Here is a 22,589-nt window from a genome sequence, read left to right on the forward strand (position 1 = left end):
CCAGCCGGCGGGGGCGCCGGCAAGCGCTCCCGCCCCGCCGCGCTCGGGCGCGGTTACTGTTTCTCGCCGCCTTCCGCAGGCGCTTCGGCCTTCTCCGGCACGGCTTCGGCGGGGGGCGTCTCTTCGACGGGCGCGCCGTTCTTCTTGGCCTTGATCTTCGCGACGATGGCGTCGATGTCGTCCGGCAGCAGTTCGCGAAGCTTGTCGCCGCCCGCCTGCAGAAGCGGCTTGGCGCGGGCGTTGCGGACCCATTCCGGCTGGTTCGGATCCGGCACGAGCCAAGTGTAGAACACGAAGGCGACCACGGCGAGCAACGCCCCGCGAATTGCGCCGAAGACGAAGCCGAGCGAACGATCCAGGGCTCCGATCTTCGAATCGAGGATGATGTCCGAGAGCTTCACGGTGATCAGCGACACCAGCACCAGCGCGATGAAGAAGACGGCCGCGACGGACGCCGCCAAGGCTATTTCGTCCTTCGCGATATAGGGCTTCACATAGGGCAGCGCCATCGGGTGGAGGTAGTACGCCGCAAGCGCGGCCGCCACCCAGGAGAGGATCGCCAGCACTTCGCGCGTAAAGCCGCGCAGAAGAGCGAGCATGCCGGAGACCAGAACAATCGTAATCACTGCCAGATCAAGATATGACGGCATTGCAGTCCTCTTCGTTTCGCCCTGACGCTTGGAATCTCGAAGAACGCTTTACAGCCGGCGCCAAAAGCATCCCAATCGGCGCGCCAGTCGCATCGGTCTGCTCGAATGCGTCGTCGCTTCCGGACCTGGAATGCGGCAGGGCCGTCGCCCCGGCGATTTGTGACGGCCTTGCTTCTAGCGCAAATGAGCGGCCCGCGGAAAGTACAAAGGTTAAAATCAGTCGTTTCCTCTCGCGCGCGGCGCGCTTTGCGCGATGGTTGCGACCAGTTGCGCAACGTCTCCACAGGGCCGCAGCGCCAGTCCGGCCCGCCTTTCGTCGGCGTTGATCTGCTGGGCTTGCGCGAGAACGGCCTGATGAAATCCAAGCTTCCCCGCCTCGCGCAGGCGCATGCCGGCGTGGATGACCGGGCGGATCGCGCCCGAAAGGCCGATCTCGCCGAAGAAGGCCTGATCCGCAGGAAGCACCGCGCCGGTCAGCGACGAGACGAGCGCCGCCGCGGCCGCGAGATCGCCGGCCGGCTCGTCCGCGCGCATGCCGCCCGCGACGTTGAGATATACGTCGTGCATGCCGAGCTTGAGGCCGCCATGGGCTTCCAGCACGGCGAGAATCATTGAAAGCCGATTCTGGTCGAAGCCCACCACCGCACGACGCGGCGTGCCGAGAGACGTTGGCGCGACGAGCGCCTGAATCTCGATCAGCATCGGCCGCTGCCCCTCCATGCCGGCGAAGACCGCGGCGCCGGGGGCCGAGGCGTCGCGGCCGGCGAGGAAGATGGCGGAAGGGTTGGCGACTTCGGTCAGGCCGAGCCCCGTCATCTCGAAGACGCCGATCTCGCCCGTCGCGCCGAATCTGTTCTTGGAGGCGCGCAACATTCGGAAGTGATGCGCCGCATCGCCCTCGAAGGAGAGAACGGCGTCCACCATATGCTCGACCACGCGCGGGCCGGCGACCTGACCGTCCTTGGTGACGTGGCCGACGAGGATGATGGCGGATCCCGTCGTCTTGGCGTGGCGCAGCAGCGCCTGCGCGCTCGCCCGCACCTGCGTCACCGTGCCGGGCGCGGAGGGTGCGATCTCGGTGTGCATCGTCTGGATCGAGTCGATCACGATCAGCGAGGCGCGCTTGCCCGTCGCGCAGGTTGCGAGGATGTCCTCCACCTGCGTGGCCGAGGCCAGTTCGACCGGCGCGTCGGCGAGGTTGAGTCGGGCGGCGCGAAGCCGCACCTGCGCCACTGCTTCTTCGCCCGAGATGTATATGACGCGCGCGCCTTGACGCGCGAGGGCGGCGCAAGCCTGGATCAGAAGGGTCGATTTGCCGATGCCCGGCTCGCCGCCGAGCAGCAGCACGGAGCCCGGAACAAAGCCGCCGCCGGTGACGCGGTCGAATTCATTGATGCCGGTGACGATACGGGAGGCGGGCTTGTCGGAGCCCGCCAACCCCTCCAGCTCGAAAGCGCGACCGCGCGTCGCGCGCACCGCCGTTGGGCCGGGATCGCTCTCTTCGACGATCGTGTTCCATTCGCCGCAGGCTTCGCAGCGCCCTTGCCATCGGGACGCTACGGCGCCGCAGTTCTGGCAGACGAAGTTGGAACGGGATTTGGCCATGCGCGGTTGGCGCATGCGGCGGGAAGCGTTGTCAAGAGGCCAGGAGAACCGGTTGCGTCACCGGCTCTTGCCATTCCCCTTGCGGCGCTCATTGGGGTCGTCGAATTCGCTCCCCTCCGCCGCGAGGCCCTCGAGGTCTTCCTCGTTGATTTTGGCGCGGAGAATATTGGAGGGCTTGAAGCTGACGACGAGACGGGCCGTGATCTTGGCGCCCTCGCCAGTCTTGGGATTTCGACCAAGACGCTCCTTCTTCGCGCGTATGACGAACGCGCCGAAGGACGAAAGCTTCACCTCCTCGCGGGAGACGATGCAATCGAAGATTTCGTCAAGAACCATCTCGACATATTTCGCCGATTCGGTTCGCCCAAGGCCCGTTTTCAAGTGAACGGCCTCCGCGAGATCAGCGCGCGTGGTTGTTTTCTGGTTCTCGTCGTCTGCGTCCGCAACGCCGCCGACTGAGGAAAGGACTTGCCCCTGAGCCATTTCTGCCCTGCGTAATTATCGACAAAACCGACGTACTACCCGATGAGTCGAGGTCGATCAGGAGCCATCTGGCCACCTTCTCGAATGACCCACCTGTCGGTGTCGAGCAGCCACATTTTGGCTATTGTCGCTCCGCCAGCCCCGGTGCGCCTTAGCCTAACCATTGTCGGAATTTTTCAGAATTAGATCGGAAAATCAAGCGGTAGTTGTAAAAAACGCGATTAGTCTGAGACGCTTATTGCAAAAAATCTAAAAACTGAACTATTGCGGTGACTTAGCTGCGTCTTTAAGGCGCAGCTTAAGGTAGTATAGTCGGGTATTTTCTTCGATTTACCAGCGTATTAAAGCTGAGCCCCAGGTAAATCCGCCTCCAACCGCCTCCAGCATGACGAGATCGCCTTCCTTGATCCGCCCGTCGGCCACGGCCGCGGAAAGGGCAAGAGGGACGCTCGCCGCCGAGGTGTTGCCGTGCAGATGCACGGTCGCCACAACCTTTTCGGGCGCGATGCCGAGCTTTTGCGCCGACATGTCGATGATGCGGCGGTTCGCCTGATGCGGCACGAACCAGTTCAACTCCTCCGGCGTAATGCCCGTGGCTTTGAAGGCGTCGTCTACCACGTCCGTCACTTTGCCGACGGCGAATTTGAAGACCTCTTTGCCTTCCATGCGCAGATGGCCGACGGTCTGGGTCGCGGAAGGTCCGCCGTCGACATGCAGCTTCGCGCGGTGGCGGCCGTCCGAGCGCAAATGCGTCGTCAGGATCCCGCGCTCGTCCATCGCGCCCGTGGAGGGACGGGCTTCCAGCACCATGGCGCCGGCGCCGTCGCCGAAAAGGACGCAGGTGGTGCGATCTTCCCAGTCGATGATGCGGGAGAAGGTCTCCGCGCCGATGACGAGCGCCCGTTTGTGCGAGCCCGAGCGTAGAAACTTCTCGGCCGTCGCGACGGCGAAAACGAAGCCCGAGCAGACCGCCTGAAGATCGAAGGCCGCGCCGTGGGCGATGCCGAGCGCCGCCTGAATTTGCGTGGCGGTGGAGGGGAAGGTCCAGTCCGGCGTCGAGGTGCCGACGATGATCAGGTCGATGTCGTCTGGAACGAGGCCCGCCGCCGCGAGCGCGGCGCGCGCGGCTTTCTCTCCGAGCATCGACGTGGTTTCGCCCTCGGCGGCGATATGGCGCTCGCGGATGCCCGTGCGCTGGAAAATCCAGTCGTCGCTGGTGTCGACCATCTTCGCGAGGTCGTTATTCGTCAGCGTCCTGGCAGGGAGATAGGAGCCCACGCCGAGAACGACGGAGCGCAAAAGGGGGTTCTGGATCGTCACTGCGCGGCTTCCTGCGGCGGTTTTGTCGGGTCGGCGGAGCCGCTTTCGAACTGATGGGCGAGGGCGACGGTGTCGCGGATACGATTGAGAAGGTCGCTTTTGGCCATCTCGTAGCCGATCTCTACGGCGCGCGCGAAGCCGACGGAGTCCGTGCCGCCATGGCTCTTGATGACGACGCCTTCGAGGCCGAGGAACACGCCGCCATTGATCGAGCGCGTGTCCATCTTGGACTTCAGCTCCGCAAATGCGCCGCGGGCGAGAAGATAGCCGAGCTTGGCGAGAAGCGAGCCGCTCATCGCGGCTTTCAGATAGGCGCCGATCTGCTTGGCCGTGCCTTCGGCGGTCTTCAGCGTGATGTTGCCGGTGAAGCCTTCCGTCACCACGACGTCCACGGCGCCCATGCCGATGCCGTCTCCTTCGACGAAGCCGGAATATTCCAGCCCGGGCAGGTTGGACTCGCGAAGGATGGCGGCGGCGGCCTTCACTTCCTCGACTCCCTTGATCTCTTCCGTGCCGACATTGAGGAGGCCGACGGTGGGGCGATCCAGCCCGAGAATGATCCGCGCCATCGCCGAGCCCATCACGGCGAGATCGACGAGATGGCTGGCGTTGGCGCCGATGGAGGCGCCGACGTCCAGCACGACGGACTGGCCGCGCAACGTCGGCCACAGACAGGCGAGGGCGGGGCGGTCGACGCGGGCCATGGTGCGCAGGCAGACCTTCGCCATGGCCATGAGGGCGCCCGTATTGCCGGCGGAGACGGCGGCGTCCGCTTCGCCTTTCTTCACGGCCTCGATCGCCATCCACATGGAGGAGACGCGGCGGCCGTAGCGAATCGCCTGGCTGGGCTTGTCGTCCATGCGGATGGCGACGTCCGAGTGCCGCACCTCGCTGCATTCCGCAAGGCGGGGGAGTTTCTCGAGCTCGGCGCGAATCGCCTTTTCGTCGCCGACGAGCAGAAAGCGTGTATTGGGCTGGCGCTCGAGCGTGAGTGCGCAGCCGGGGATCGTCACGGACGGGCCGAAATCGCCGCCCATCGCGTCGACCGCGATCCGAACAAACTGCGCCATGTCTCTCTGTTTCCCCCGAATGCCGACCGCGCCCCGTTCCCGACAAGGCGGTCAACCCTGCTAACAGCAAGCGGATGCGGGATTATGACCGCGGCCCCGCATTTCCGTGGGCCCTTCCGCCAAAACGCCGCGTTCTTTTGCGGCTGATTGCCATTTGCCGCGCGAGCGCGCAAGTGCCACGTCGGCGCATGCGCGCGGCGACCTCAAGCCTTGTCGCGGGCCGGGCGCAGCCGGGCGAAGGGCGAGACGGAGTCCTCCGCTTTTTCGGGCGCGGGCTCGACGAATTCGGCGCCGGGCTTGCGGGGATAGGGGTCCAGCGCCAGCGTGAGGAATTCGGAGGCGATCTCGCCGAGATCGACCGCGCCGCCCACCAGCTCGTCGGGCGGGTCGTCGCCCAGCGCGTCGTGCTCGACCGGCTCCGGCTCGGCGTCGCGGCGCCGCGAGCGGGGGCGGGGCGCCTCCTGGGGCGGCACGAAGCGCAACTCGACCGGCTCCACAATGTCCGACTCGAAATCCTCGAGCGTGATGACGCAGGTCTGGCGCACTCGGGCGCGCAGCTCGCCCGTCACCTCCAGCCCGTCGCCGCGCCAGCGCCGCGCGCGCAGCTCCGCCGTCAGCGACAGGACGGCGGGAATGTCGTTTATTTCGGCGAGCGCGGCCCGCTCTGCGTCGGTCGCGACGACCTGGATCTCCAGCCCCTCCGCCGGCACCTCGGTCGCGGCAAGCGGGCGGGACAGCGGCGGAACGCCTGAATGCGCCGCATTGCGGCCAAGCCTCTCGTCGGTCATCTCTCCCTCTCTTTCCGCGCTCTTCCCGCGCTTGCCGCCTTTTTTCTCTAGATACGCAGCCCGAGCCGTTCGCGCCACCATTGGAGCTCGTTCTTCGACGATTGGCTTGCTTTCGCTACAATTGAAGGATAGCGAAGCCGTATTGCTATGCGAAAAGCCGGGCAGGCGGTCGCTTGCGGCGCGTTTGGCGGGGATCGGGGTTGGAGATCAATATGGCGGGGCTGGGCTTGCGCGGTGTTTCCAAAGGTTTCTTCGGGGCGACGACCTTGAAATTAGCCGCGGCTGCCGGCGTCGCCTTGTCCCTCTCCGGATGTCTCGGCTATGACGGCGTCATCAATCGCGGCGCGGTGCTGGACGCGCGCAAGACCGCGCAAGTGAAGCCGGGCATGGCGGCGCCTCAGGTCATGCAGACGCTCGGCACGCCGTCCACGACCTCCACCATCGGCGGCGACGCCTGGTACTATGTCAGCCAGCGCCTCGAGCGCTCGGCCGCCTTCATGCCCCAGAGCGTCACGGACCAGCGCGTCCTCGCGGTCTATTTCGACAAGTCTCGGAAAGTCACGCGCGTTGCCGATTACGGCATGGAGGACGGCAAGCCGATCGACTTCCTGTCGCGCACGACGCCCGTCGCCGGTCCGGATTACCACCTCATTCAAAGCCTTCTCGCCAAGGTTTCCTTCTAAGGCGCGCCCGGCGAGGCTTATGGCTTAATTGTGGCCGGGCGCGCGCCGCCCGGTCGCCTGCTTCTCTGAGTTGCTGATTTTTTAACCGTTTTCCAAAATCAGCCGCGCTTTCGAATGTGGCGCGTGCGTGACCGCGCCGGTCGCTCTTTCGCCCTTCATTCCCGCTAGTCTCCGATCACGCCGCAATGCGCGGAGCAAGGGAGTTCAAGGCGAGGTAATGACGGATCTCACGCTGTCCAACACCGAGTCCGCGCATCGACTGAGTATGGGCGACCGCTTCGCGCTGATCCGCGCGGACCGCTCCTTCTACATTCTGCTCCGGACCTTCGGCGTTGGCGCGGTGCTCTCGGCGCTCGCGGCCCTGAGCTTCACCGTCAAGCGGGAAGAGATCCCGCACGAAAGGCTCTCGCGGATTTCCAAGGTCCGCGCACCCGCGACGCCCTTCATGCAACTGACACGCGCCGAGGACGAGTCCGCGCTCGACAGCGACTTCTCGCTGGAGCAGGCGGCGCTGACCTGGTCTCACCGCCTCGGCAAGGAAGCCGACAAGACCGAGGAAGTCGCCGACGCGCCGGGCGTGATGCGCTTCGGTCCCGTCAAGGTTCGCCAGTCCATCGTCGAGCGCGTCGTTCAGGCCGCGAACAAGACGGAGATGGACCCGGCGCTGCTCATGGCGATCGCCGACAAGGAATCGAATTTCTCCACCACCGCGAAGGCGCGCACCTCTTCGGCGAGCGGCCTCTTCCAGTTCGTCGAGAAGACCTGGTTCAAGGCGGTGCGGGATTTCGGCCATCTCTACGGCCGCAAGGACGAGGCGAACGCCATCTCCGACGCCTCCAGCGCCATCGGCGCCGTCGCCCCGCAGCAGAAGGCGAAGATTCTCAGCCTGCGCAACGATCCCTATCTCTCCGCCGCGCTCGCCGCCGAGATGCTCAAGAAGGACGGCAACAAGATTTCCGAGAAGATCGGCCGTCCGCTGACGCCGGGCGAGACCTATCTCATCCACTTCCTCGGGCCGGACGACACCGAGCGCTTCATGACCGCGCTGGTTTCCAATCCCAATATGTCGGCCGCCGCGCTGCTGCCGAAGCCCGCCCGCGCCAATCGCCCGATCTTCTACGAGGCGGCCGGCCGCAAGATGCGCGAGAAGACCGTCGCTCAGGTCCACGAGGCTTTCGAGTCGATGATGGAGAAGCGCACGACGCGCTACGAGGACGTGGCGCAGAAGCTGCCTGCGGGGGCGATGGCTTATACGGAATAAGAGCGCGGCTTCACGTGCTGCGAGCGAAGCGAAGCAATACGGAGCGCTATGGCTCTTGATTGCTTCGTCGCTTTCGCTCCTCGCAATGACGGAGCCGGTTAGGCCCCGATCATCAAATCCAGATTCTGCACCGCCGCGCCGGACGCGCCCTTGCCGAGATTGTCGAGCCGCGCGACAAGCACCGCGTGACGGCGGGTCTCATTCGCGAAGACGAAGATCTCCATGTCGTCCGTGCCGTTGAGCGCGAGCGCGTCGAGGCGGCCGCTTTTGGGCGCCTGCGTCAGACGCACATGGTGCGCGCCGGCGTAATGACGCTGATAGGCGGCCTCGAAATCTTGCGTATTGGGCTTGCCGGGCAGGGCGTCGAGCGCCAGCGGGATCGAGACCAGCATGCCTTGCCTGAAATTGCCCACTGACGGCACGAAGAGCGGCCGCGCCGTCAGCTTCGAATAGGCCATGATCTCGGGGAGATGCTTGTGCTCGAGCCCGAGCGCGTAAAGCTCGAAAGCCGGCGCCTCGCCCTTCTCGTAGGCTTCGATCATCTGCCGCCCGCCGCCCGAATAGCCGGAGACGGCGTTGATCGTCAGCGTCTGGTCGGGTCGAATGAGGCCGGCGTCGACGAGCGGGCGCAGCAGGGCGATGGACCCCGTCGCGTAGCAGCCGACATTGGCGACGCGCGCGGCTTTGGCGATGGCCTCCGCCTGGCCGGCGCAAAGCTCGGGAAAGCCATAGACCCAGCCCGGCGCGACGCGATGCGCCGTCGAGGCGTCCAGCAGGCGCGGGGCCTTGTCGCCGAGCGCGTCGCAGAGGGCCACCGTCTCCCTGGCGGCGTCGTCCGGCAGACAGAGAATGGCGACGTCGACCGAGGCGAGAATGTCGCGCTTCGTCTCCACGTCCTTGCGCTTCTCCGCCGGGATGGCGACGATCTCGATGTCGGCGCGGCCCGCGAGGCGATCGCGGATTTCGAGGCCCGTCGTGCCGGCGTCGCCGTCGATGAAGATTTTGCTGGCCATGGGGAGAGGATCCTGAAGGAGTGGCGCTTTCTGAGCGGTTTGGATGATGGCTGCATGACGCCTTGTCAACAGATCGACGTCACATCAGCGCGCGCGCCAGCGCCACGATCTCGCCGATAGGCGCCTCGAAATCAAAATGATCGCCGTCATAGGCGCGGCCTTGCGAAGTTGACGCTTCGACCATCACGCGGCTCAGCCGATGGCCCGTGAGATGCGAGATGTAGAGATACTCGTTGGAGACATAATTGCTCGTCGCGATTTCGACGACCTGCGCCCCCTGAGGCATGAAGGGCGTGTTCCACAGCGCGGCGCCGAATTGCCCGATGGCGACCTTGGCGTTCGACATGAGCGCGATCTGTTCCCCCAGCGACATCTCATGCGTGCGCGCGACGTGGAAGCCGATGCGCGCCAGCGCGTCGCACAGCGCGGCTTCATTCGTCATGCGGCGCGCGGATGGAAAGCCGATACGGCTCAGAAAGACGTATCTGGGCGCATGCGTCGCCGGGCGCGCGAAGCGTTGCCTGACGAAGTCGAGGAACTCCACGGCGCGGGCGGGCGGCCGCATATTGGCGTAAGTGCTCAAGGGCGAGGGATAGAGCAGCCGTTCCGCACGCACAAAACGCGCGTTCGTTTCGGCGATCGCGCCGGGCGGCGCGCCGAGCGCGAGAATCTCTTCGCGCTGCCTCCCTTCAAGGCTCGGGCACAGCAGCATCAGCCGTCCGGCGCGCAGATCGTCGAGCGCAAGATAGACGGAGAATAGCGTGTTCATCAGCCAATGGCCGTAATTGATGCGGCTCGCCCATGTGGTGCAGAGCATCAACGGCGCATCGTACGAGATCGTTTCGATGGCGGCGTCGTCGCGCAGCCAAGCGTACCTGCCGCCGAGGGAGAAGAATTCGGGCGCGCGAGCATTGCCGCCCGGCGAGAGGATGGTGGCGTAAAAGGAATCGCCCCACGCCTTGTCGCGATCGAAGATCAGCGCGCCGTTGCGAAGATCGGCGCAGGCGTCGTCAAAGGCGGCGACGTAAAGCGGGGGCGCCGTCCAGATGCGCTTTTCCTGAAGCTCGGCGAAGGCGGCGGATTGGCGTCCGATGGAGCGTTCTTCCGCAAGCGAGGGCGTTGCGTCATGCGTCTCCTCCTGCGAGAGAGGCGCGAGAATATAGGACGCCGACGGTTCGGCGCCGACATCGCCGACAGGGGCGTTGGACGCCGCGTCGCGGACGAAGCGCAGCGGAAAGATCACCGACCGCGAGGCGTGGTCCCGCGGGCGGAGGCGTCGCTGAACGCGACCCTCCGCGGCGCCGTGCTTGCGCCAATGCGCGCGTCCCGACGCGGCTTCGCCTCGCGCGACGGCGGCGGCGACGTCGGGATTGGCGGCGAGATAGGCGTCTTCGTCGAAGGTCGCTTGCGTCGGCGTCTCGGTCACGCCGAGCGCCTCGTCCAGGACGGCCTCGATCGCATGGAAGAGGGCGTCGGCGTCGATCGCAGCATCGACCTTTCGCACGAGTTCAGCGCCGCCCGAGCCGGAGACCGCCGCGTTCCTTCGCCAGAGCTCGCTGTCGAGCGCGGCGGCGAGATGGGCGTAGTCCTCTGCCCCGAAAGCAATCCGCATATAGGCGCCAAGCGCCGCCAAAGCGGCAGGATCGCCCATTGCGCGCAGGCGCAGCAGGTTGAGCGCCAGACAGGCGCGGGAAGCCGAAACAGTTTCCGCCGCGCCGACGGCCTCCTCCTCCGGCGAGAAGGCGGACGCCACAGCGCAGACGCGTTCGTGGATGCGCAAGGCGAGCTTTTCCGCGTCGACAGTCGCCGCCGCCTGCGGCCGCCTGAATAAACCCCGAAAGACCGAAACGCGCATGACCACTCCGCTAGCTCGGGCGCGAACATAGGTCAGGCGCGGGAAATCCTGAAAGGTCGAAAGTCACACAAGCAGCCAAACCGGCACTGGCGCCGTACCTGCAACGCGATACCTCTTGATGGACGCGCGCGCGTCGCGCATCCGCGAACCCGGGAGGTCGTCAATGACCACACCTGCATTCAAGGACACGGTGAAATATTATGGCGTCAGACTGACGGATTCGCTTTACGAGGCCTCGGTGGTCGCGGTCCTCGCCTTCAGCGGGTCGCTGCTCATGCTCATGGCTGTGGGCGCCGCTGTGGCGATGGGGGCCGTCGACGTGCCGGAGTTTCATCCGAAGTGACTTTGAAGCGCCTTCTCGTCGTCGCGCATGCGCCCTCGGCCAATATCCAGCGCATGCGCGACGCCCTGCTGGAGGGGGCGCGTTCGCCCGAGATCGAGGGCGTGAAGACGCGGGCGCTCGGCGCTTTCGAGACGCAGCCCGAAGACGTGACGGGCGCGAGAGGCGTCATCCTGCTGACGCCGGAGAACCTCGGCTATATGAGCGGCGCGATGAAGGACTTCTTCGACCGCTGCTACTATCCCTGCCTCGAGCGCACGGAAGGTTTGCCCTATGCGCTCTGCATCCGCGCCGGCAGCGACGGCACGGGGACGCGGCTCGGCGTCGAGCGGATCGTTACGGGGCTCCGATGGCGGCCGATACAGGAGCCGCTAATCTGCCGGGGCGACTGGCGCGAGGATTTCATCGGCCAATGCCGGGAGCTTGGGATGCTGATGGCGGCCGGGCTGGACGCAGGGGTGTTTTGATTTCGGGCGGTCATGCGAGGAGCCACTCGCGCCGGGACGCCTGCAAAGCAGCCGTTCGAAGCACGAGGGGCGCCTTTAGAGCCTAAGCGTCAGGCTCAGTAATTCGCGAGCACCGGCGCCGCGCCGCCGAAGTTAAGGTGATAGTTCACGCCCGCGCGCACGGTGTGGAATTGCGGGTGAATGCGGGAGCCCCAGTTCCAGCCCAGCGGCCCCTGCGCGCCGCCGCTGCTGAGATCGGTGAAGAGATATTCGCCCTTCACCGACCAACTCGGCGCAAACAGCCATTCAAGGCCGCCGCCGGCCGTCCAGCCGACGCGCGTGCGCCCGCCGTTCCACGGGCCGGAAACGCCGCCATAGGCGAAGCCGCCCGTGCCGTAAGCGAGGAGCGTTGGCGCCACGAGCCAGCCGGCGCGGCCGCGCACCGTTCCGAACCAGTCCAGCGAGAAGCCGCGGCCGGCGGGCGAGAGCGGCGTCAGGAAACCGCCCGCGACCAGCGGATCGGGATAGAGCGCCAGGTTGTTGTTGCGGCCGGCATGGATGCTCGTGCCCTGAAAGTCGGTTTCGACGCCGAAAAGGAAGCTCGATCCGAACTGATAGTTGTAGCCAAGCTGGCCGCCGCCCACGACGCCCGCGGCTGTTCCGCGGTTCGCGCCCGGAAAGGCGTAGAGATCGCCTGTGACCGGGCTGACATAGAGCGCCGTATCGTTGATGCGATTGGCGGTCCAGCCGCCGCCTACGTTGAGACCGCCATACAAGCCCGTCCACATCGGCGGGGGAGGCGGGGGCGGGGGCATGTAGGGCGGCGGCGCCGCCTTGCGGGAAGGGAGGTCGGCGGCGAAGGCCGATCCGACCGCGGCGAGCGAGGCCGCGACGAGGAGAGAAGCTCTCTTCATGTTTGCTGTCCTTTCGTTGAGGTCTCGTGCTGGGAGCCGAGCTCACGGGTGCAGCGTTTTCTTGCCGCGCAATGTGATCAAAGCGTGTTTATCGTGACAATTCAAAATTTCTTCATGAATTTGGCGCCCAAATGTTCGGCCTATGCCAAAATATATTATATATATACGGTGAGGCTCTGGCCAGCATTCCAAAATAATATTGGCTGAGTGTGTTCGAACGCTGTCGATGAACGGATGATTTGACGGCGCCTTCTGCCGCCGCCAGCCTTGCCGACGGTATAGGACCTCTCTACCGTCGGATCCGCCTCCGGCGCCTTCACGGGAATTCACGTCCACCCTGCTCAAGCCCACCGGCTTTCTCGGTCATCCGCGCGGGCTCGCCTTTCTCTTCGGTTCCGAGCTTTGGGAGCGCTTCTCCTATTACGGCATGCGCGCGCTGCTCGTGCTCTACATGGTCGAGTATCTCCTTAAGCCGGAACGGCTCGACGCGGCGCTCGGCCTTGCGGGATTGAAGCAGGGGCTGGAGGCTGTCCTCGGCCCGCTGGCGCCGCAGCCCCTCGCCTCGCAGATCTACGGGCTCTATACGGGGCTCGTTTATCTGACGCCAATTCTCGGCGGCCTCCTTGCCGATCGGTTTCTCGGTCGCACGCGGACCATCGCGCTGGGCGCCGCGATGATGGTCTCGGGCCATTTCATGATGGCGGACGAGCGGCTCTTTTTGATCGCCTTGCTGCTCATCGCCTTCGGCTGCGGAGCCTTCAAGCCCAACATCTCGACGCAGGTGGGCGAACTCTACGCGCCGGGGGACGCGCGTCGCGACCGCGCCTATTCGATCTTCTATGTGGGCATCAATATCGGCGCGTTTTTCGCGCCGCTCGTCTGCGGCACGCTGGGCGAGACGGTGGGCTGGCATTACGGCTTCGCCGCCGCGGGCGTCGGCATGGCGATTGGCCTTGGGGCGTACCTTTCGGGACGCGCCTATTTGCCGACGCAGAGCCGGCCAGCCGCGCCCCGAGAAAGCGCGCCGTTTCGCCGGGCGCTGCTCAGCATATTGCTGCTCTTCCCATCTTCAACGCTCTTCTGGGCCGCCTTCGAACAGCAAGGCAATACGATCGCGCTTTGGGCGTCGCAATTCACGGATCGCAGCGTCGATTTCTTCGGCTGGCGCGCCGATATTCCGGTGACCTGGTTTCAGGCGTTCAATCCGCTGATGATCTTCCTCTTCACGCCGCCGCTCGTCGCCTTCTGGGGCAGGCTCGCGCGGCAGGGACGGGAGCCCTCGACCTTGCGCAAAATGGCCTTCGGCTGCCTCGGGCTCGCATTGAGCTACGGCGTGATGGCGCTCGCGGCTTCGCAGGGCGTCGAAAAGGCGAGCTGGCTCTGGCTCCTTGCCTATTTTGTCGTGATCACGCTCTCCGAGCTGCATTTCTCGCCCATCGCCTTGTCGCTTGTCTCCCGTCTCGCGCCGGAAGGATCGCGCTCGGCGCTGATGGGGGCGTGGTTCACCTCCATGTTTCTCGGCAACCTGCTCGCGGGATGGCTCGGCGGCTTCTGGTCGGGCATCACGCGCGTGAATTTTTTCCTGCTGATGGCGGGGCTCGGCGTCGCGGGCGCGGTCTTCGTCGAAGCCGCGCGGCGCCCGCTTGGCGATCTACCTTCGCCGAGGGAATGAGGCGGTCACTTCTTCGGCAGCAAAATCACGTGCTCCTGCTCGTCGCCGTCATTGCGCGCGACGATGCCGATGGCAGGCTCGGTCTTGCTCAGATTGGTCGGCTGATGCGGCACGTCCGCGGGGATGTAGATGAAGTCGCCGGCGACATTCACGACGCTCTTTTCGAGATGCTCGCCATATTTCGTCTCGACCGTGCCTTGCAGAAGATAGATCGCCGACTCGTAGCCCTTGTGCACATGCGCCTGCGCCGAGGCGCCGGGCGGGATGACGACCTTCAACAGCGAGAGATTCTTCGCTCCCGCGTTCTTGTTGGAAATGCCGGGGAAGAAGGGCAGGGACTGCTTGGAGGTCGACGCGTCGCCGACGCGCACGGTCACGACGTCCTTGCCGTTCTTCTCGCCAATGATCTGCGGATCGGCCGCGAAGGCGGGGAAAGGAAGCAAAAGCGCTGCAAGGGCGGACAGGAAAGCGGTACGCATGTCGGGCTCCCTTTAAAAACGTACCAGGCGCCAAGCGATTTTAGGCACGAGGACAGGCCGCAACCGGATGTCATCAAACAGTCGTCTTATCCCCAATACACAAGCTCGGGGTCGTGCGACGCGGCGCGTCGCTCCCGCAAGTGGAGGGCATCGAATGAAATATGTAATGGCAATTCTGGCCGCCGTCACGTTTTGGGGCGCGATGACCTGCGTTCCGGCAATCGCCCATCATACGGGGGAGACGGGCGGCGTTGTTCGCGAGGGCGGCCACCGTAGCCACCCGCAGCGCCAGAAGATGAAGAGCCATATCGTGCGTGAAGGCGGCTACGACCACCGTCCCGTCAAGCCGCATCACGGCCCGCACTGGGGCAAGCACCACTATCATGGCGTGCATCTCGAAGGCAGCCACTGAGCGCCAAAACAGCTTCGTAGTCGACCAAGAAAAACGGTGAGCCTCAAAGCTCGCCGTCTTTTGGTTGGGACAGTTGCCGCTAGGAGTTTTCCTGCGTCACCATATGGCGGAGTAAATATCCGACCGCATAGGAAAACGCCGCGCCGAAAATGCCGAGGAAGGTAGAACTCACATATTTCGCTTCCATGCCTTCCGAGAACATCCGCATGATCGACGCGCCGATCAGCAGGATGAAGGGGAGCGCGATGAGAATGCCGACCCAATAAAGGATCGTCCCGATCTGTTTCGCGATTAGCGCTTCGAGAACTGGAACGACTTACGAGCTTTCACCTTGCCGTACTTCTTACGCTCGACGACGCGGCTGTCACGCGTCAGGAAGCCCTGCTTCTTCAGTACGCCGCGCAACTCCGGCTCATAATAGGTGAGAGCCTTGGCGAGGCCGTGGCGCACCGCGCCAGCCTGGCCCGAAAGACCGCCGCCAGCGACCGAAATGCGAATGTCATACTGCGTGGCGCGGTTCGCGACGCCGAAGGGCTGCTGCAGGATCATGCGCAGCACCGGACGGGCGAAGTAGACCTTGATGTCGCGGCCGTTGACGGTGATGGTGCCCTTGCCGGGCTTCAGATCCAAACGCGGGCGACGGCGTTCTTGCGCTTGCCGGTCGCGTAGGCGCGGCCATAGCTTGTCGAGCTTCTGCTCGCACCGGCGCCGCTTCGGGCTCGACCGCGGCGGCGACCGCCGGTTGAGATCGGAGAGCGGTCTTCGTTTCGGTCATGGATCAGGCGCTCACGTTCTTGCGGTTCATGGCGGCGACGTTCAGCGTCACCGGGTTCTGCGCTTCATGCGGATGCGCGCGCCCTTGTAGACGCGCAGATTGCCGCATGATCTGGCGGTGGAGGGGGCCACGTGCGAGCATACGCTCGACGGCCTTCTCGATGATCCGCTCGGGATGCTTGCTGTCGAGGATCTGAACTTCGCCGAACCGTTCTTTGATGCCGCCCGGATAGCCGGTGTGATAGTGATAGACCTTCTGGTCGCGCTTGCGGCCGGTGAAGACCACCTTGTCGGCGTTGATGACGATGATGTTGTCGCCATCGTCCATATGCGGCGTGAAGGTCGCCTTGTGCTTGCCGCGCAGGCGCGTCGCGATGATCGAGGCGGCGAGACGACGGCCGACGTCGATCAGCACCCATTCGGCGTCGATGAGGACCCTGAACGAACTGTTCTGCGGGTAATGACGATCACAAACAAGCGGACGCGGCGCGCGCTCTCATCGAGCAGAACAGGATCTTCGTCGCGCTGACCGTGTTGCTCGAAGCCGAGTGGGTTTTGCGCAGCGCCTATGGGTTCTCCCCGGCGGCGCTCGTTACCGCGTTCCGCGCTTTCGCGGGCCTTCCGAACATCGCCGTGCAGGACCCGGGGGCTCTCGCCAGGGCGCTCGAATGGATGGGCGCGGGGATGGATTTCGCGGACGCACTGCATCTCGCGCAGATGGGCGCGAGCGACGCATTCGCAACGTTCGACGTGCGGTTGATGAAGATCGCGAAACAGGTCGAGGCCGCGGAAATTTGGGAGCCTGACGCCCAATAGACCGGGGGCGATGACCGGGACAAGCCCGACCATGACCCGTCGTTCTTAATTTTACTGGTGCAGCGCTTCGCCATGCAGCGCGATGTCCAGACCCTCGCGCTCGTCGTCGCTGTTGACCCGCAGGCTCGTGAAGATCGACACGACTTTTAGCGAGATCAACGTGCCGATCACACACCACACGATTGTCACGCCGACCCCGATGGCCTGCACGACGAATTGATGCGTGTCGCCCTCGAGCAAACCCGCCACGCCGGGATCGCTGTCCGACGCGGTAATCGCACGCGTCGCGAAGACGCCAGCGAGCAGCGTGCCCATGATGCCGCCGACGCCGTGGACGCCGAAAACGTCGAGCGTGTCGTCATAGTGGAATTTGTGCTTCGCCACGGTGCACATCCAGTAGCAGACGGCGCCGGCGATCAGGCCGATGACGACGCCGTGCCAGGGAAGGATATAGCCCGAGGCCGGCGTGATGGTGCCAAGGCCCGCGACCGCGCCGGAGACGACGCCGAGCACCGAGGGCTTGCCGCGCTCCAGCCATTCCAGCCCGCTCCACACGATCGCGCCCGAGCAGGCGGCGAGATGCGTCGCGACGATCGCGAAGACCGCGCGCGAATTGGCGCCGAGCGCCGAGCCGCCATTGAAGCCGAACCAGCCGACCCACAGGAGGCCGGTGCCGACGACGGCGAGCGAGAGGTCGAAGGGAGAGAGGTTCTCGCGGCCGAAGCCGACTCGATTGCCCATGACGAGCGCGCAGATCAGGCCCGCGACGCCCGCGTTGATATGAACCACCGTGCCGCCGGCGAAATCGAGGAGGCCCATCTTCTGCAGGAAGCCGCCGCCCCACACCCAATGCGCGGAAGGCACGTAGACGATGAAGAGCCAGACGACGCAGAAGAGGATGAAGGCCGAAAATTTCATGCGCTCGGCGACCGAGCCGCCGACCAGCGCGCAGGTGATGACCGCGAAGGTCATCTGATAGGTCATGAAGAGGATTTCGGGGATGGTCTTGGCGAGCGGACTCACCGTGTCGATCCCGACATCCTTCAGCATCATGCGGGCTGTGTCGCCGATATAGGCGCCGTCGCCGGAGAAGGTGAGGCTGTAGGCGATCCCGATCCAGAGCAGCGACACGACGGCGGTCGCGATGACGCTCTGCGCCATTGTGGCGAGCACGTTCTTCTTGCGCACCATCCCGCTGTAGAAGAGCGCGAGGCCCGGCAGCGTCATCATCAGCACGAGGGCCGTCGCGACGATCATGAAGGCCGTGTCGGCCCCGTCGATCTTCGGCGCATCCTGCGCGAGGGCAGGGGTGGCGATTAGGGCGCAGGCGAGCGACGCGATTATTTTTCGCATGAATGGGCGTCCAGGTTCTTGGGAGATTTGGTTTGCTTTTGGCGTCGCGCCGGCCGTCATTGCCAGGAGCGGCGGCGAAGCGATCCAACGGCCGGTAGAGGCTCGGGATTGCTTCGCTTCGCGCACAATGACGGGAGTTGGCTACAACGCGTCGTTGTCGGTCTCGCCCGTGCGGATGCGGACGGCCCGCTCCAGCGGCGTGACGAAAATCTTTCCGTCGCCGATGTGACCGGTGTGGGCGGCCTTGCGGATCGACTCTACGGCGCGGTCGGCCACATCGTCGGACACGGCGATCTCGATCTTCACCTTGGGCAGGAAGGAGACGATGTATTCGGCCCCGCGGTAAATCTCGGTGTGACCCTTCTGGCGGCCGTAGCCTTTCACCTCAGTCGCGGTCATGCCGTGCACGTCGATCGCCATGAGCGAGTCGCGCACCTCGTCGAGTTTGAATGGCTTGATGATGGCGGTGATGATTTTCATGTGAGCAGTGCTGCTTTCGAGGACGGCAGGGTGGGCGATTTGTCAGCAATGGTCGTGCCAAGGCTGCGCATTATCCATACCAAACGGCGTTTATCCGGGCGCCTCTGCCCGGTTGGCCGTCATTCAGGCGCCAATCGCCCAAAAAATTCACAAACTGTCCAAAGAAACGGCGCGGAGTGTCCGTCCTCCCGCCACGCGCGCCCACGCATGGTTCAGCTTGCATTCAGTGGCGAAGCTGCTGAATTGGAGACGCTTTGGGGGTTGGCGTCCACGGGGAGACAAGTGGATGCATCTAATTCGGACGTTCCTGGCCGCCGCGGCGGTCATGATCGCCTTTGCAGCGGGCGCCGAGGCCGCCGAGCGACGCCTGGCGCTTGTCGTCGGCGAGTCGGCCTATGGGGCCAAGTCGCTGCCGACGGCGGCCAATGACGCCGGCCTCGTCGCGCAGACCTTGCAGGCGGCGGGTTTCGACGTCACCGGCGCGCGCGACCTGGAGGAAGCCGCGCTCAAGCAGACCTTCCGCGACTTTCTGGACAAGGCCGCCGAGGCCGGGCCGGACGCGATCGTCTTCGTCTATTTTTCGGGCTATGGCGTGCAGCTCGAAGGAGAGAACTATCTGCTCCCCGTCGATGTGCGGCTGACGCGCGACGCCGACATTCCCATGCGCGCCCTGCGCGTCTCGGATTATCTGAAGCCGCTCGCCGCGTCGGGGGCCAAGCTCAGCGTCGTCGCCCTCGACGCCGCCCGCGCCAATCCCTTCAAGCTCGCCGGAGAGCCGCTGGCCGGCGGCCTCGCCTTGTACGAACCGGGCGGAAAGATGCTTCTCGCCTACAACGCCGCGCCGGGCACGATCGCGCCGGAGGCGACCGGCGACTACGGCCCTTACGCCCATGCGCTCGCAGAAATGATCCGCGACGGCGGCGCGCCGCTGATGGACGTCTTCGAGAATACGCGCCTGCGCGTCTCGGACATGACCAAGGGCGGGCAAATTCCGTGGAATTCGCGGGCTGTCCAAACGGATTTCCTGTTCTTCCAACGAGACGCCAACGCCCCGGCGCGCGTCGCCGACGCGGCGCGTCTGGCTCAGCCGATCAAGGCGCTCGGGCCGGAGGAGGGTTTCTCGGCCGCCATCCGCCGCGACACCCTGCAGGGCTATCAGGACTATGTCGCAACCTATCCGGCTGCGCCCTACGCCAAGCGGGCGCGCGCCATTCTCGCGGCGCGGCGCGAGGCGCTGATCTGGCGACGCTCGCGCGTTGTCGACTCGCCCAATGCCTATTGGACCTATCTGCGCCGCTACCCCAAGGGCCCGCACGCCTGGGACGCGCGCCGTCGCCTCGCTGAGTTGCGCTACGAGCTGGAGCCGCCGCAGAGCTTTGAAATGATCGCCTATGATTATCCCCCGCCGCCGCCGGAGGAGATCGTTTTCGTCGAGCAGCCGGTCGTCTATTTCGACGATCCGGGTTGGGGCTTCGCGCCGCCCCCGCCGCCGCCCGTCTATCTCCTGCCGCCACCGCCGCCGGATTTCATCGTCCTGCCGCCGCCGGTCGTGATCGCGCAGCCCTATGTGCTGCCGGCCCCGCAATATGTGCCGATCCCCGCCTGGCAGCGGGCGCCCGACTACATCGCGCCGCCGCCGGATAATTTCATTTACTCCAACGCGCATAACGCCATCGTCGTCGATCCGCGCGCCAACAATGTCGTCGTGCGCGACCCGACGGGCGGGGTGATCTCCACCGGCGCGCTGACCGCCGTGGGGGCGGGGGCGGCGGCCGTCGCCGTGGGCGCGGCGCTGCCGAATTTCATCGCCAAACGTAACGCTGTGGCGCCCGCAGCCATTGCGCCGCCTATGGGCGCGGGGGGCGTCGGCGCAGTTCCCGGGGCCATGCCGGCGCCCGCATCAGCGGCGCCTTCGTCTGCCGGGGCCATCGGTCCTGCGCCCGGCGGCCAACCGCCCTTGCCCCCGGCTTCGTCGGGGGGCTTCCAGAACGCCCAGCCGCTTCCGGCGGCGGGGACGGCGCGGCCGGGCCTGACGCCAGGCGCCGGCCCGGCGGGAGGCCCTGGACCCGCCGGCGCTGGGCCGCATCAGCCCCAGCCTGCCGGATTGCAACCTGCTGGAGCGCCGAATGGACACGCCCTTCCGACGCCCGGCGCCGGGGAAGGGGCGCCGCCGTCGCCTGTTGGACAAGAGGCGCGTCCGGGCAGGCCCGGAGGCGCCGCGCCGGACTCGCTGCGTGGCGCCCAAGGGCCCGGAGGGCGCGCCGCGACCCCCGGGGACGCGCATGCGCTGCCGGCGCCGTCGGCCCCCGGCGGCGCCTTGCCGGTCGGGGCGGGGCCTCGCGAGCGGAGCTTGCCTCCGGCGCACGAAACGCAACCGCTCGCCAATGCGCCTCGGGATGGCGGGATGGCGCCGGCTGGCGGGCCGGCATCCATGCCGCGTAGTGGCCCGGCCGAGCGGAATGGGGCGTTGCAACCGCGCCCCACGCCGCCGCAAGGGTTGGACGGCGGCGCGTCGCAGCGACCGCATCGGGGGATCGAGCGCCCGCGCGACACGGGCTTTGGCGGCGAGCCGATGGGCCGTCCCGGTTCGTCTCCGACGCGCGAGCCGATGGGAGCGCAAGCGCCCGGAATGCGGGATTCCGATTTCAACCGCTCTCCGCCGCGCATGCGGGACTCCCTTCAAGGCGCCTCGCCGCCGCAGGGGTTAAATGGCGGCGGATCGCAGCGACCGCATCGGGCGATCGAGCGTCCGCGCGACACGGGCTTTGGCGGCGCGCCCATGGGCCGGCCGGGTCCATCCCAGATGCGCGAACCGATGGGCATGCCCATGCCCGGCATGCGCGAACCTGGTCTCGACCGCGTTCCGCCGCGCATGCGGGAGGCCCCGCAGGGCATGGGTCCGCCGCGCGGCTATTCCCGCGAGGCGACGCCGGGCGGGCATGAGCAAATGCAGCCTTCGCATATGCGCGCCGGGCCGCCTCCCGGCATGCCGCCCCAGATGCGCGAGATGGCGCCGCCCTCCATGCATGCGCCCCAGCCCGATCGCGGCCCTCCGGCCGGGATGATGCGGCAATCGGCGCCGCCGCCGCAGGCCGCGCCGGTCATGACGCGGCCGCCGCCGGCGCCGGGACCGCGTCCTTCGCCGCAAGGCAATGACGGCTTCCCGCATGGTGGCGGTCATGGCGGGGGGCCGGGCGGTCCGCCCTCGGGCTTCGGCGGGATGCGATAGAGGCAAAAAGAAATGGCCGCGGAAGACGCGGCCATTTTTTGATCAGCTTATCTTGCGGCGCTGCGTTTGGGCGTCGTCTGAATGTCGCGCCAGGTGTCCGATTGCGAGATCATCTCGCGGATCGAGGCGACGTTCTGCGCTGCGTCGACGGGGGAGAGGTCGCGGCGCGACCACTCTTCGGCCTCGGGGAACTTGCCCTGCAGCGCCAGCACCAGCGCGAGGTTCTGGCGCACGCGCATGTCGGCGGATGGCTGGCTGGCGGCAAGGCGCAGCGTTTCCTCGGCGCGCGGAAGGTTTTTCGCGAGCGCGTAGGAAAGGCCGAGATTCGACAGTACGCCCGGCTCGTTGGGACGGATCTTCAGCGCCTCTTCGTAATAGCCGCGCGCGGCGTTGTGATCTCCAAGACGGTCCGCAAGCGAACCCTGCGCCGAAAGAATCGACCAGTCCGGCCGTTCCGGCGTGTGCGCCTTGCGGAGAACTTCCGCCGCCTGCTGGACATTGCCGCCGTCGGCGAGCGCCTTGCCATAGGCGCCCAAGACCTTCATATCCTCGGGATAAGCGATCGCCAGTGCTTGCAGCACGGCGATGGCTTGCGAATTCTGGTCGAGCGCTTGCAAGGCCTTGGCGTAGGTCAGCGCGGTGGTCTTGTCCTTCGGATTGCGATCGTAGCGCTGACCCCAATCCTCGGCGAAGCGGCGCAACTCGCCTTCGTCGGTCGGCAGCGTCGTGGAGCGGCCGAACGAGGCGGTGAAGTCGGTCATGGAGGGTTTGCTGTTGCAGCCGGAAAGTCCGACAAGCGCGGCCAGCGCGACGGCGCCGAAGGAGAAGTGTCTTGCGGAGGGAAGGAGCGCCTTGGTCACGGCGAATCTGTTCCGATCTGAATGAAGAGCGACTGGGCAGAGCAATAAAGCGTTAACCCTAATGGATGCTTAACAAAGGCTAAAAG

The 22,589-nt window shown here is 65.7% G+C and carries 23 protein-coding genes and 1 pseudogene; 8 read left to right on the plus strand and 16 right to left on the minus strand.

Annotation, left to right across the window (positions count from 1 at the left end; translation table 11 throughout):
- Nucleotides 1-53: 53 nt before the first annotated feature.
- The 6 genes from ACPFMJ_RS01635 to ACPFMJ_RS01660 all read right to left on the minus strand — a co-directional run bounded on the left by ACPFMJ_RS01635 (nucleotide 54) and on the right by ACPFMJ_RS01660 (nucleotide 5,916).
- Complete coding sequence (locus ACPFMJ_RS01635; protein ID WP_424362144.1) at nucleotides 54-650, minus strand: CvpA family protein; 597 nt, start codon at nucleotides 648-650, stop codon at nucleotides 54-56.
- A gap of 216 nt (nucleotides 651-866) precedes the next feature.
- The gene (gene radA / locus ACPFMJ_RS01640) at nucleotides 867-2,255 is read right to left on the minus strand and encodes a DNA repair protein RadA (RefSeq protein WP_424362145.1); all 1,389 of its coding nucleotides are present in this window, start codon (nucleotides 2,253-2,255) and stop codon (nucleotides 867-869) included.
- A gap of 57 nt (nucleotides 2,256-2,312) precedes the next feature.
- Nucleotides 2,313-2,738: an integration host factor subunit alpha gene (locus ACPFMJ_RS01645; protein WP_424362146.1), complete on the minus strand. Its 426-nt coding sequence runs from the start codon at nucleotides 2,736-2,738 to the stop codon at nucleotides 2,313-2,315.
- A 330-nt stretch (nucleotides 2,739-3,068) separates the two neighbouring features.
- Complete coding sequence (locus ACPFMJ_RS01650; protein ID WP_424362147.1) at nucleotides 3,069-4,058, minus strand: beta-ketoacyl-ACP synthase III; 990 nt, start codon at nucleotides 4,056-4,058, stop codon at nucleotides 3,069-3,071.
- Entirely contained in the window at nucleotides 4,055-5,128 is a 1,074-nt protein-coding gene (gene plsX, locus ACPFMJ_RS01655) for a phosphate acyltransferase PlsX (RefSeq protein ID WP_424362148.1), read from the minus strand. Before plsX ends, ACPFMJ_RS01650 begins: the two co-directional genes overlap by 4 nt.
- 203 nt (nucleotides 5,129-5,331) lie before the next feature.
- Nucleotides 5,332-5,916: a YceD family protein gene (locus ACPFMJ_RS01660; RefSeq protein WP_424362149.1), complete on the minus strand. Its 585-nt coding sequence runs from the start codon at nucleotides 5,914-5,916 to the stop codon at nucleotides 5,332-5,334.
- Nucleotides 5,917-6,182: 266 nt separating this feature from the next.
- Between ACPFMJ_RS01660 and ACPFMJ_RS01665 the strand changes: the two genes are divergently transcribed.
- Together ACPFMJ_RS01665 and ACPFMJ_RS01670 are read left to right on the plus strand one after the other, a co-directional pair.
- Nucleotides 6,183-6,599, plus strand: a complete 417-nt coding sequence (locus ACPFMJ_RS01665; RefSeq protein WP_424362150.1) for an outer membrane protein assembly factor BamE — start codon at nucleotides 6,183-6,185, stop codon at nucleotides 6,597-6,599.
- A gap of 217 nt (nucleotides 6,600-6,816) precedes the next feature.
- Nucleotides 6,817-7,860 carry a transglycosylase SLT domain-containing protein gene (locus ACPFMJ_RS01670; RefSeq protein WP_424362151.1) on the plus strand — a complete coding sequence of 348 codons (1,044 nt, stop codon included), beginning with the start codon at nucleotides 6,817-6,819 and terminating at the stop codon, nucleotides 7,858-7,860.
- 98 nt (nucleotides 7,861-7,958) lie between these two features.
- Here the strand turns inward: ACPFMJ_RS01670 and argC are convergent, their stop codons facing one another.
- Together argC and ACPFMJ_RS01680 are read right to left on the minus strand one after the other, a co-directional pair.
- Nucleotides 7,959-8,873: an N-acetyl-gamma-glutamyl-phosphate reductase gene (gene argC, locus ACPFMJ_RS01675; RefSeq protein ID WP_424362152.1), complete on the minus strand. Its 915-nt coding sequence runs from the start codon at nucleotides 8,871-8,873 to the stop codon at nucleotides 7,959-7,961.
- A gap of 79 nt (nucleotides 8,874-8,952) precedes the next feature.
- The gene (locus ACPFMJ_RS01680) at nucleotides 8,953-10,728 is read right to left on the minus strand and encodes a glycosyltransferase family 61 protein (protein ID WP_424362153.1); all 1,776 of its coding nucleotides are present in this window, start codon (nucleotides 10,726-10,728) and stop codon (nucleotides 8,953-8,955) included.
- 163 nt (nucleotides 10,729-10,891) lie between these two features.
- On the opposite strand from ACPFMJ_RS01680, the gene ACPFMJ_RS01685 reads away from it, so the two are divergent.
- On the plus strand, nucleotides 10,892-11,071 hold the full coding sequence (locus tag ACPFMJ_RS01685) for a hypothetical protein (protein ID WP_424362154.1): 180 nt from the start codon (nucleotides 10,892-10,894) through the stop codon (nucleotides 11,069-11,071).
- The gene (locus ACPFMJ_RS01690; RefSeq protein ID WP_424362155.1) at nucleotides 11,068-11,535 is read left to right on the plus strand and encodes a flavodoxin family protein; all 468 of its coding nucleotides are present in this window, start codon (nucleotides 11,068-11,070) and stop codon (nucleotides 11,533-11,535) included. The genes ACPFMJ_RS01685 and ACPFMJ_RS01690 overlap by 4 nt, the downstream gene beginning before the upstream one ends.
- A 95-nt stretch (nucleotides 11,536-11,630) precedes the next feature.
- Here ACPFMJ_RS01690 and ACPFMJ_RS01695 read toward each other — a convergent pair whose 3' ends face one another.
- The gene (locus ACPFMJ_RS01695) at nucleotides 11,631-12,428 is read right to left on the minus strand and encodes an outer membrane protein (protein ID WP_424362156.1); all 798 of its coding nucleotides are present in this window, start codon (nucleotides 12,426-12,428) and stop codon (nucleotides 11,631-11,633) included.
- A gap of 337 nt (nucleotides 12,429-12,765) precedes the next feature.
- On the opposite strand from ACPFMJ_RS01695, the gene ACPFMJ_RS01700 reads away from it, so the two are divergent.
- Complete coding sequence (locus tag ACPFMJ_RS01700; RefSeq protein ID WP_424363771.1) at nucleotides 12,766-14,100, plus strand: peptide MFS transporter; 1,335 nt, start codon at nucleotides 12,766-12,768, stop codon at nucleotides 14,098-14,100.
- 5 nt (nucleotides 14,101-14,105) lie between these two features.
- Here the strand turns inward: ACPFMJ_RS01700 and ACPFMJ_RS01705 are convergent, their stop codons facing one another.
- Nucleotides 14,106-14,579, minus strand: a complete 474-nt coding sequence (locus tag ACPFMJ_RS01705; RefSeq protein ID WP_424362157.1) for a cupin domain-containing protein — start codon at nucleotides 14,577-14,579, stop codon at nucleotides 14,106-14,108.
- A 154-nt stretch (nucleotides 14,580-14,733) separates the two neighbouring features.
- Here ACPFMJ_RS01705 and ACPFMJ_RS01710 point away from each other — a divergent pair, with 154 nt between their 5' ends.
- Nucleotides 14,734-14,991 (plus strand): hypothetical protein, encoded by a 258-nt coding sequence (locus ACPFMJ_RS01710; protein ID WP_424362158.1) that lies wholly within the window; start codon nucleotides 14,734-14,736, stop codon nucleotides 14,989-14,991.
- Between the two features lie 79 nt (nucleotides 14,992-15,070).
- Here ACPFMJ_RS01710 and ACPFMJ_RS01715 read toward each other — a convergent pair whose 3' ends face one another.
- The 3 genes and pseudogenes from ACPFMJ_RS01715 to rplM form a co-directional block, all read right to left on the minus strand.
- Nucleotides 15,071-15,199, minus strand: a complete 129-nt coding sequence (locus tag ACPFMJ_RS01715) for a hypothetical protein (protein WP_424362159.1) — start codon at nucleotides 15,197-15,199, stop codon at nucleotides 15,071-15,073.
- Nucleotides 15,200-15,282: 83 nt separating this feature from the next.
- Nucleotides 15,283-15,740, minus strand: a pseudogene (rpsI, locus tag ACPFMJ_RS01720) (30S ribosomal protein S9).
- Nucleotides 15,741-15,769: 29 nt separating this feature from the next.
- The gene (rplM, locus tag ACPFMJ_RS01725; protein ID WP_424362160.1) at nucleotides 15,770-16,180 is read right to left on the minus strand and encodes a 50S ribosomal protein L13; all 411 of its coding nucleotides are present in this window, start codon (nucleotides 16,178-16,180) and stop codon (nucleotides 15,770-15,772) included.
- Nucleotides 16,181-16,278: 98 nt separating this feature from the next.
- Here rplM and ACPFMJ_RS01730 point away from each other — a divergent pair, with 98 nt between their 5' ends.
- A complete protein-coding gene (locus tag ACPFMJ_RS01730) occupies nucleotides 16,279-16,581 on the plus strand; it encodes a type II toxin-antitoxin system VapC family toxin (RefSeq protein WP_424363772.1) in 303 nt (100 codons plus the stop codon).
- Between the two features lie 51 nt (nucleotides 16,582-16,632).
- Here ACPFMJ_RS01730 and ACPFMJ_RS01735 read toward each other — a convergent pair whose 3' ends face one another.
- Both ACPFMJ_RS01735 and ACPFMJ_RS01740 read right to left on the minus strand, forming a co-directional pair.
- Complete coding sequence (locus ACPFMJ_RS01735; RefSeq protein WP_424362161.1) at nucleotides 16,633-17,934, minus strand: ammonium transporter; 1,302 nt, start codon at nucleotides 17,932-17,934, stop codon at nucleotides 16,633-16,635.
- Between the two features lie 141 nt (nucleotides 17,935-18,075).
- A complete protein-coding gene (locus tag ACPFMJ_RS01740; RefSeq protein WP_424362162.1) occupies nucleotides 18,076-18,414 on the minus strand; it encodes a P-II family nitrogen regulator in 339 nt (112 codons plus the stop codon).
- A gap of 286 nt (nucleotides 18,415-18,700) precedes the next feature.
- On the opposite strand from ACPFMJ_RS01740, the gene ACPFMJ_RS01745 reads away from it, so the two are divergent.
- A complete protein-coding gene (locus ACPFMJ_RS01745) occupies nucleotides 18,701-21,643 on the plus strand; it encodes a caspase family protein (RefSeq protein ID WP_424362163.1) in 2,943 nt (980 codons plus the stop codon).
- A 47-nt stretch (nucleotides 21,644-21,690) separates the two neighbouring features.
- On the opposite strand, the gene ACPFMJ_RS01750 is transcribed toward ACPFMJ_RS01745, so the two are convergent.
- Nucleotides 21,691-22,503, minus strand: a complete 813-nt coding sequence (locus tag ACPFMJ_RS01750; RefSeq protein ID WP_424362164.1) for a tetratricopeptide repeat protein — start codon at nucleotides 22,501-22,503, stop codon at nucleotides 21,691-21,693.
- Between the last annotated feature and the right edge of the window lie 86 nt (nucleotides 22,504-22,589).

This window comes from Methylocystis parvus (assembly GCF_049675845.1).
Taxonomy (GTDB): domain Bacteria; phylum Pseudomonadota; class Alphaproteobacteria; order Rhizobiales; family Beijerinckiaceae; genus Methylocystis; species Methylocystis parvus_A.

Excerpts from the sequence above, each read along its gene's own strand:
- ACPFMJ_RS01635 (WP_424362144.1), bottom strand. The coding sequence starts at position 650 with ATGCCGTCATATCTTGATCTGGCAGTGATTACGATTGTTCTGGTCTCC.
- radA (WP_424362145.1), bottom strand. The coding sequence starts at position 2,255 with ATGGCCAAATCCCGTTCCAACTTCGTCTGCCAGAACTGCGGCGCCGTA.
- ACPFMJ_RS01645 (WP_424362146.1), bottom strand. The coding sequence starts at position 2,738 with ATGGCTCAGGGGCAAGTCCTTTCCTCAGTCGGCGGCGTTGCGGACGCA.
- plsX (WP_424362148.1), bottom strand. The coding sequence starts at position 5,128 with ATGGCGCAGTTTGTTCGGATCGCGGTCGACGCGATGGGCGGCGATTTC.
- ACPFMJ_RS01660 (WP_424362149.1), bottom strand. The coding sequence starts at position 5,916 with ATGACCGACGAGAGGCTTGGCCGCAATGCGGCGCATTCAGGCGTTCCG.
- ACPFMJ_RS01670 (WP_424362151.1), top strand. The coding sequence starts at position 6,817 with ATGACGGATCTCACGCTGTCCAACACCGAGTCCGCGCATCGACTGAGT.
- argC (WP_424362152.1), bottom strand. The coding sequence starts at position 8,873 with ATGGCCAGCAAAATCTTCATCGACGGCGACGCCGGCACGACGGGCCTC.
- ACPFMJ_RS01680 (WP_424362153.1), bottom strand. The coding sequence starts at position 10,728 with ATGCGCGTTTCGGTCTTTCGGGGTTTATTCAGGCGGCCGCAGGCGGCG.
- ACPFMJ_RS01685 (WP_424362154.1), top strand. The coding sequence starts at position 10,892 with ATGACCACACCTGCATTCAAGGACACGGTGAAATATTATGGCGTCAGA.
- ACPFMJ_RS01695 (WP_424362156.1), bottom strand. The coding sequence starts at position 12,428 with ATGAAGAGAGCTTCTCTCCTCGTCGCGGCCTCGCTCGCCGCGGTCGGA.
- ACPFMJ_RS01705 (WP_424362157.1), bottom strand. The coding sequence starts at position 14,579 with ATGCGTACCGCTTTCCTGTCCGCCCTTGCAGCGCTTTTGCTTCCTTTC.
- ACPFMJ_RS01710 (WP_424362158.1), top strand. The coding sequence starts at position 14,734 with ATGAAATATGTAATGGCAATTCTGGCCGCCGTCACGTTTTGGGGCGCG.
- ACPFMJ_RS01715 (WP_424362159.1), bottom strand. The coding sequence starts at position 15,199 with ATGCGGATGTTCTCGGAAGGCATGGAAGCGAAATATGTGAGTTCTACC.
- ACPFMJ_RS01735 (WP_424362161.1), bottom strand. The coding sequence starts at position 17,934 with ATGCGAAAAATAATCGCGTCGCTCGCCTGCGCCCTAATCGCCACCCCT.
- ACPFMJ_RS01740 (WP_424362162.1), bottom strand. The coding sequence starts at position 18,414 with ATGAAAATCATCACCGCCATCATCAAGCCATTCAAACTCGACGAGGTG.
- ACPFMJ_RS01745 (WP_424362163.1), top strand. The coding sequence starts at position 18,701 with ATGCATCTAATTCGGACGTTCCTGGCCGCCGCGGCGGTCATGATCGCC.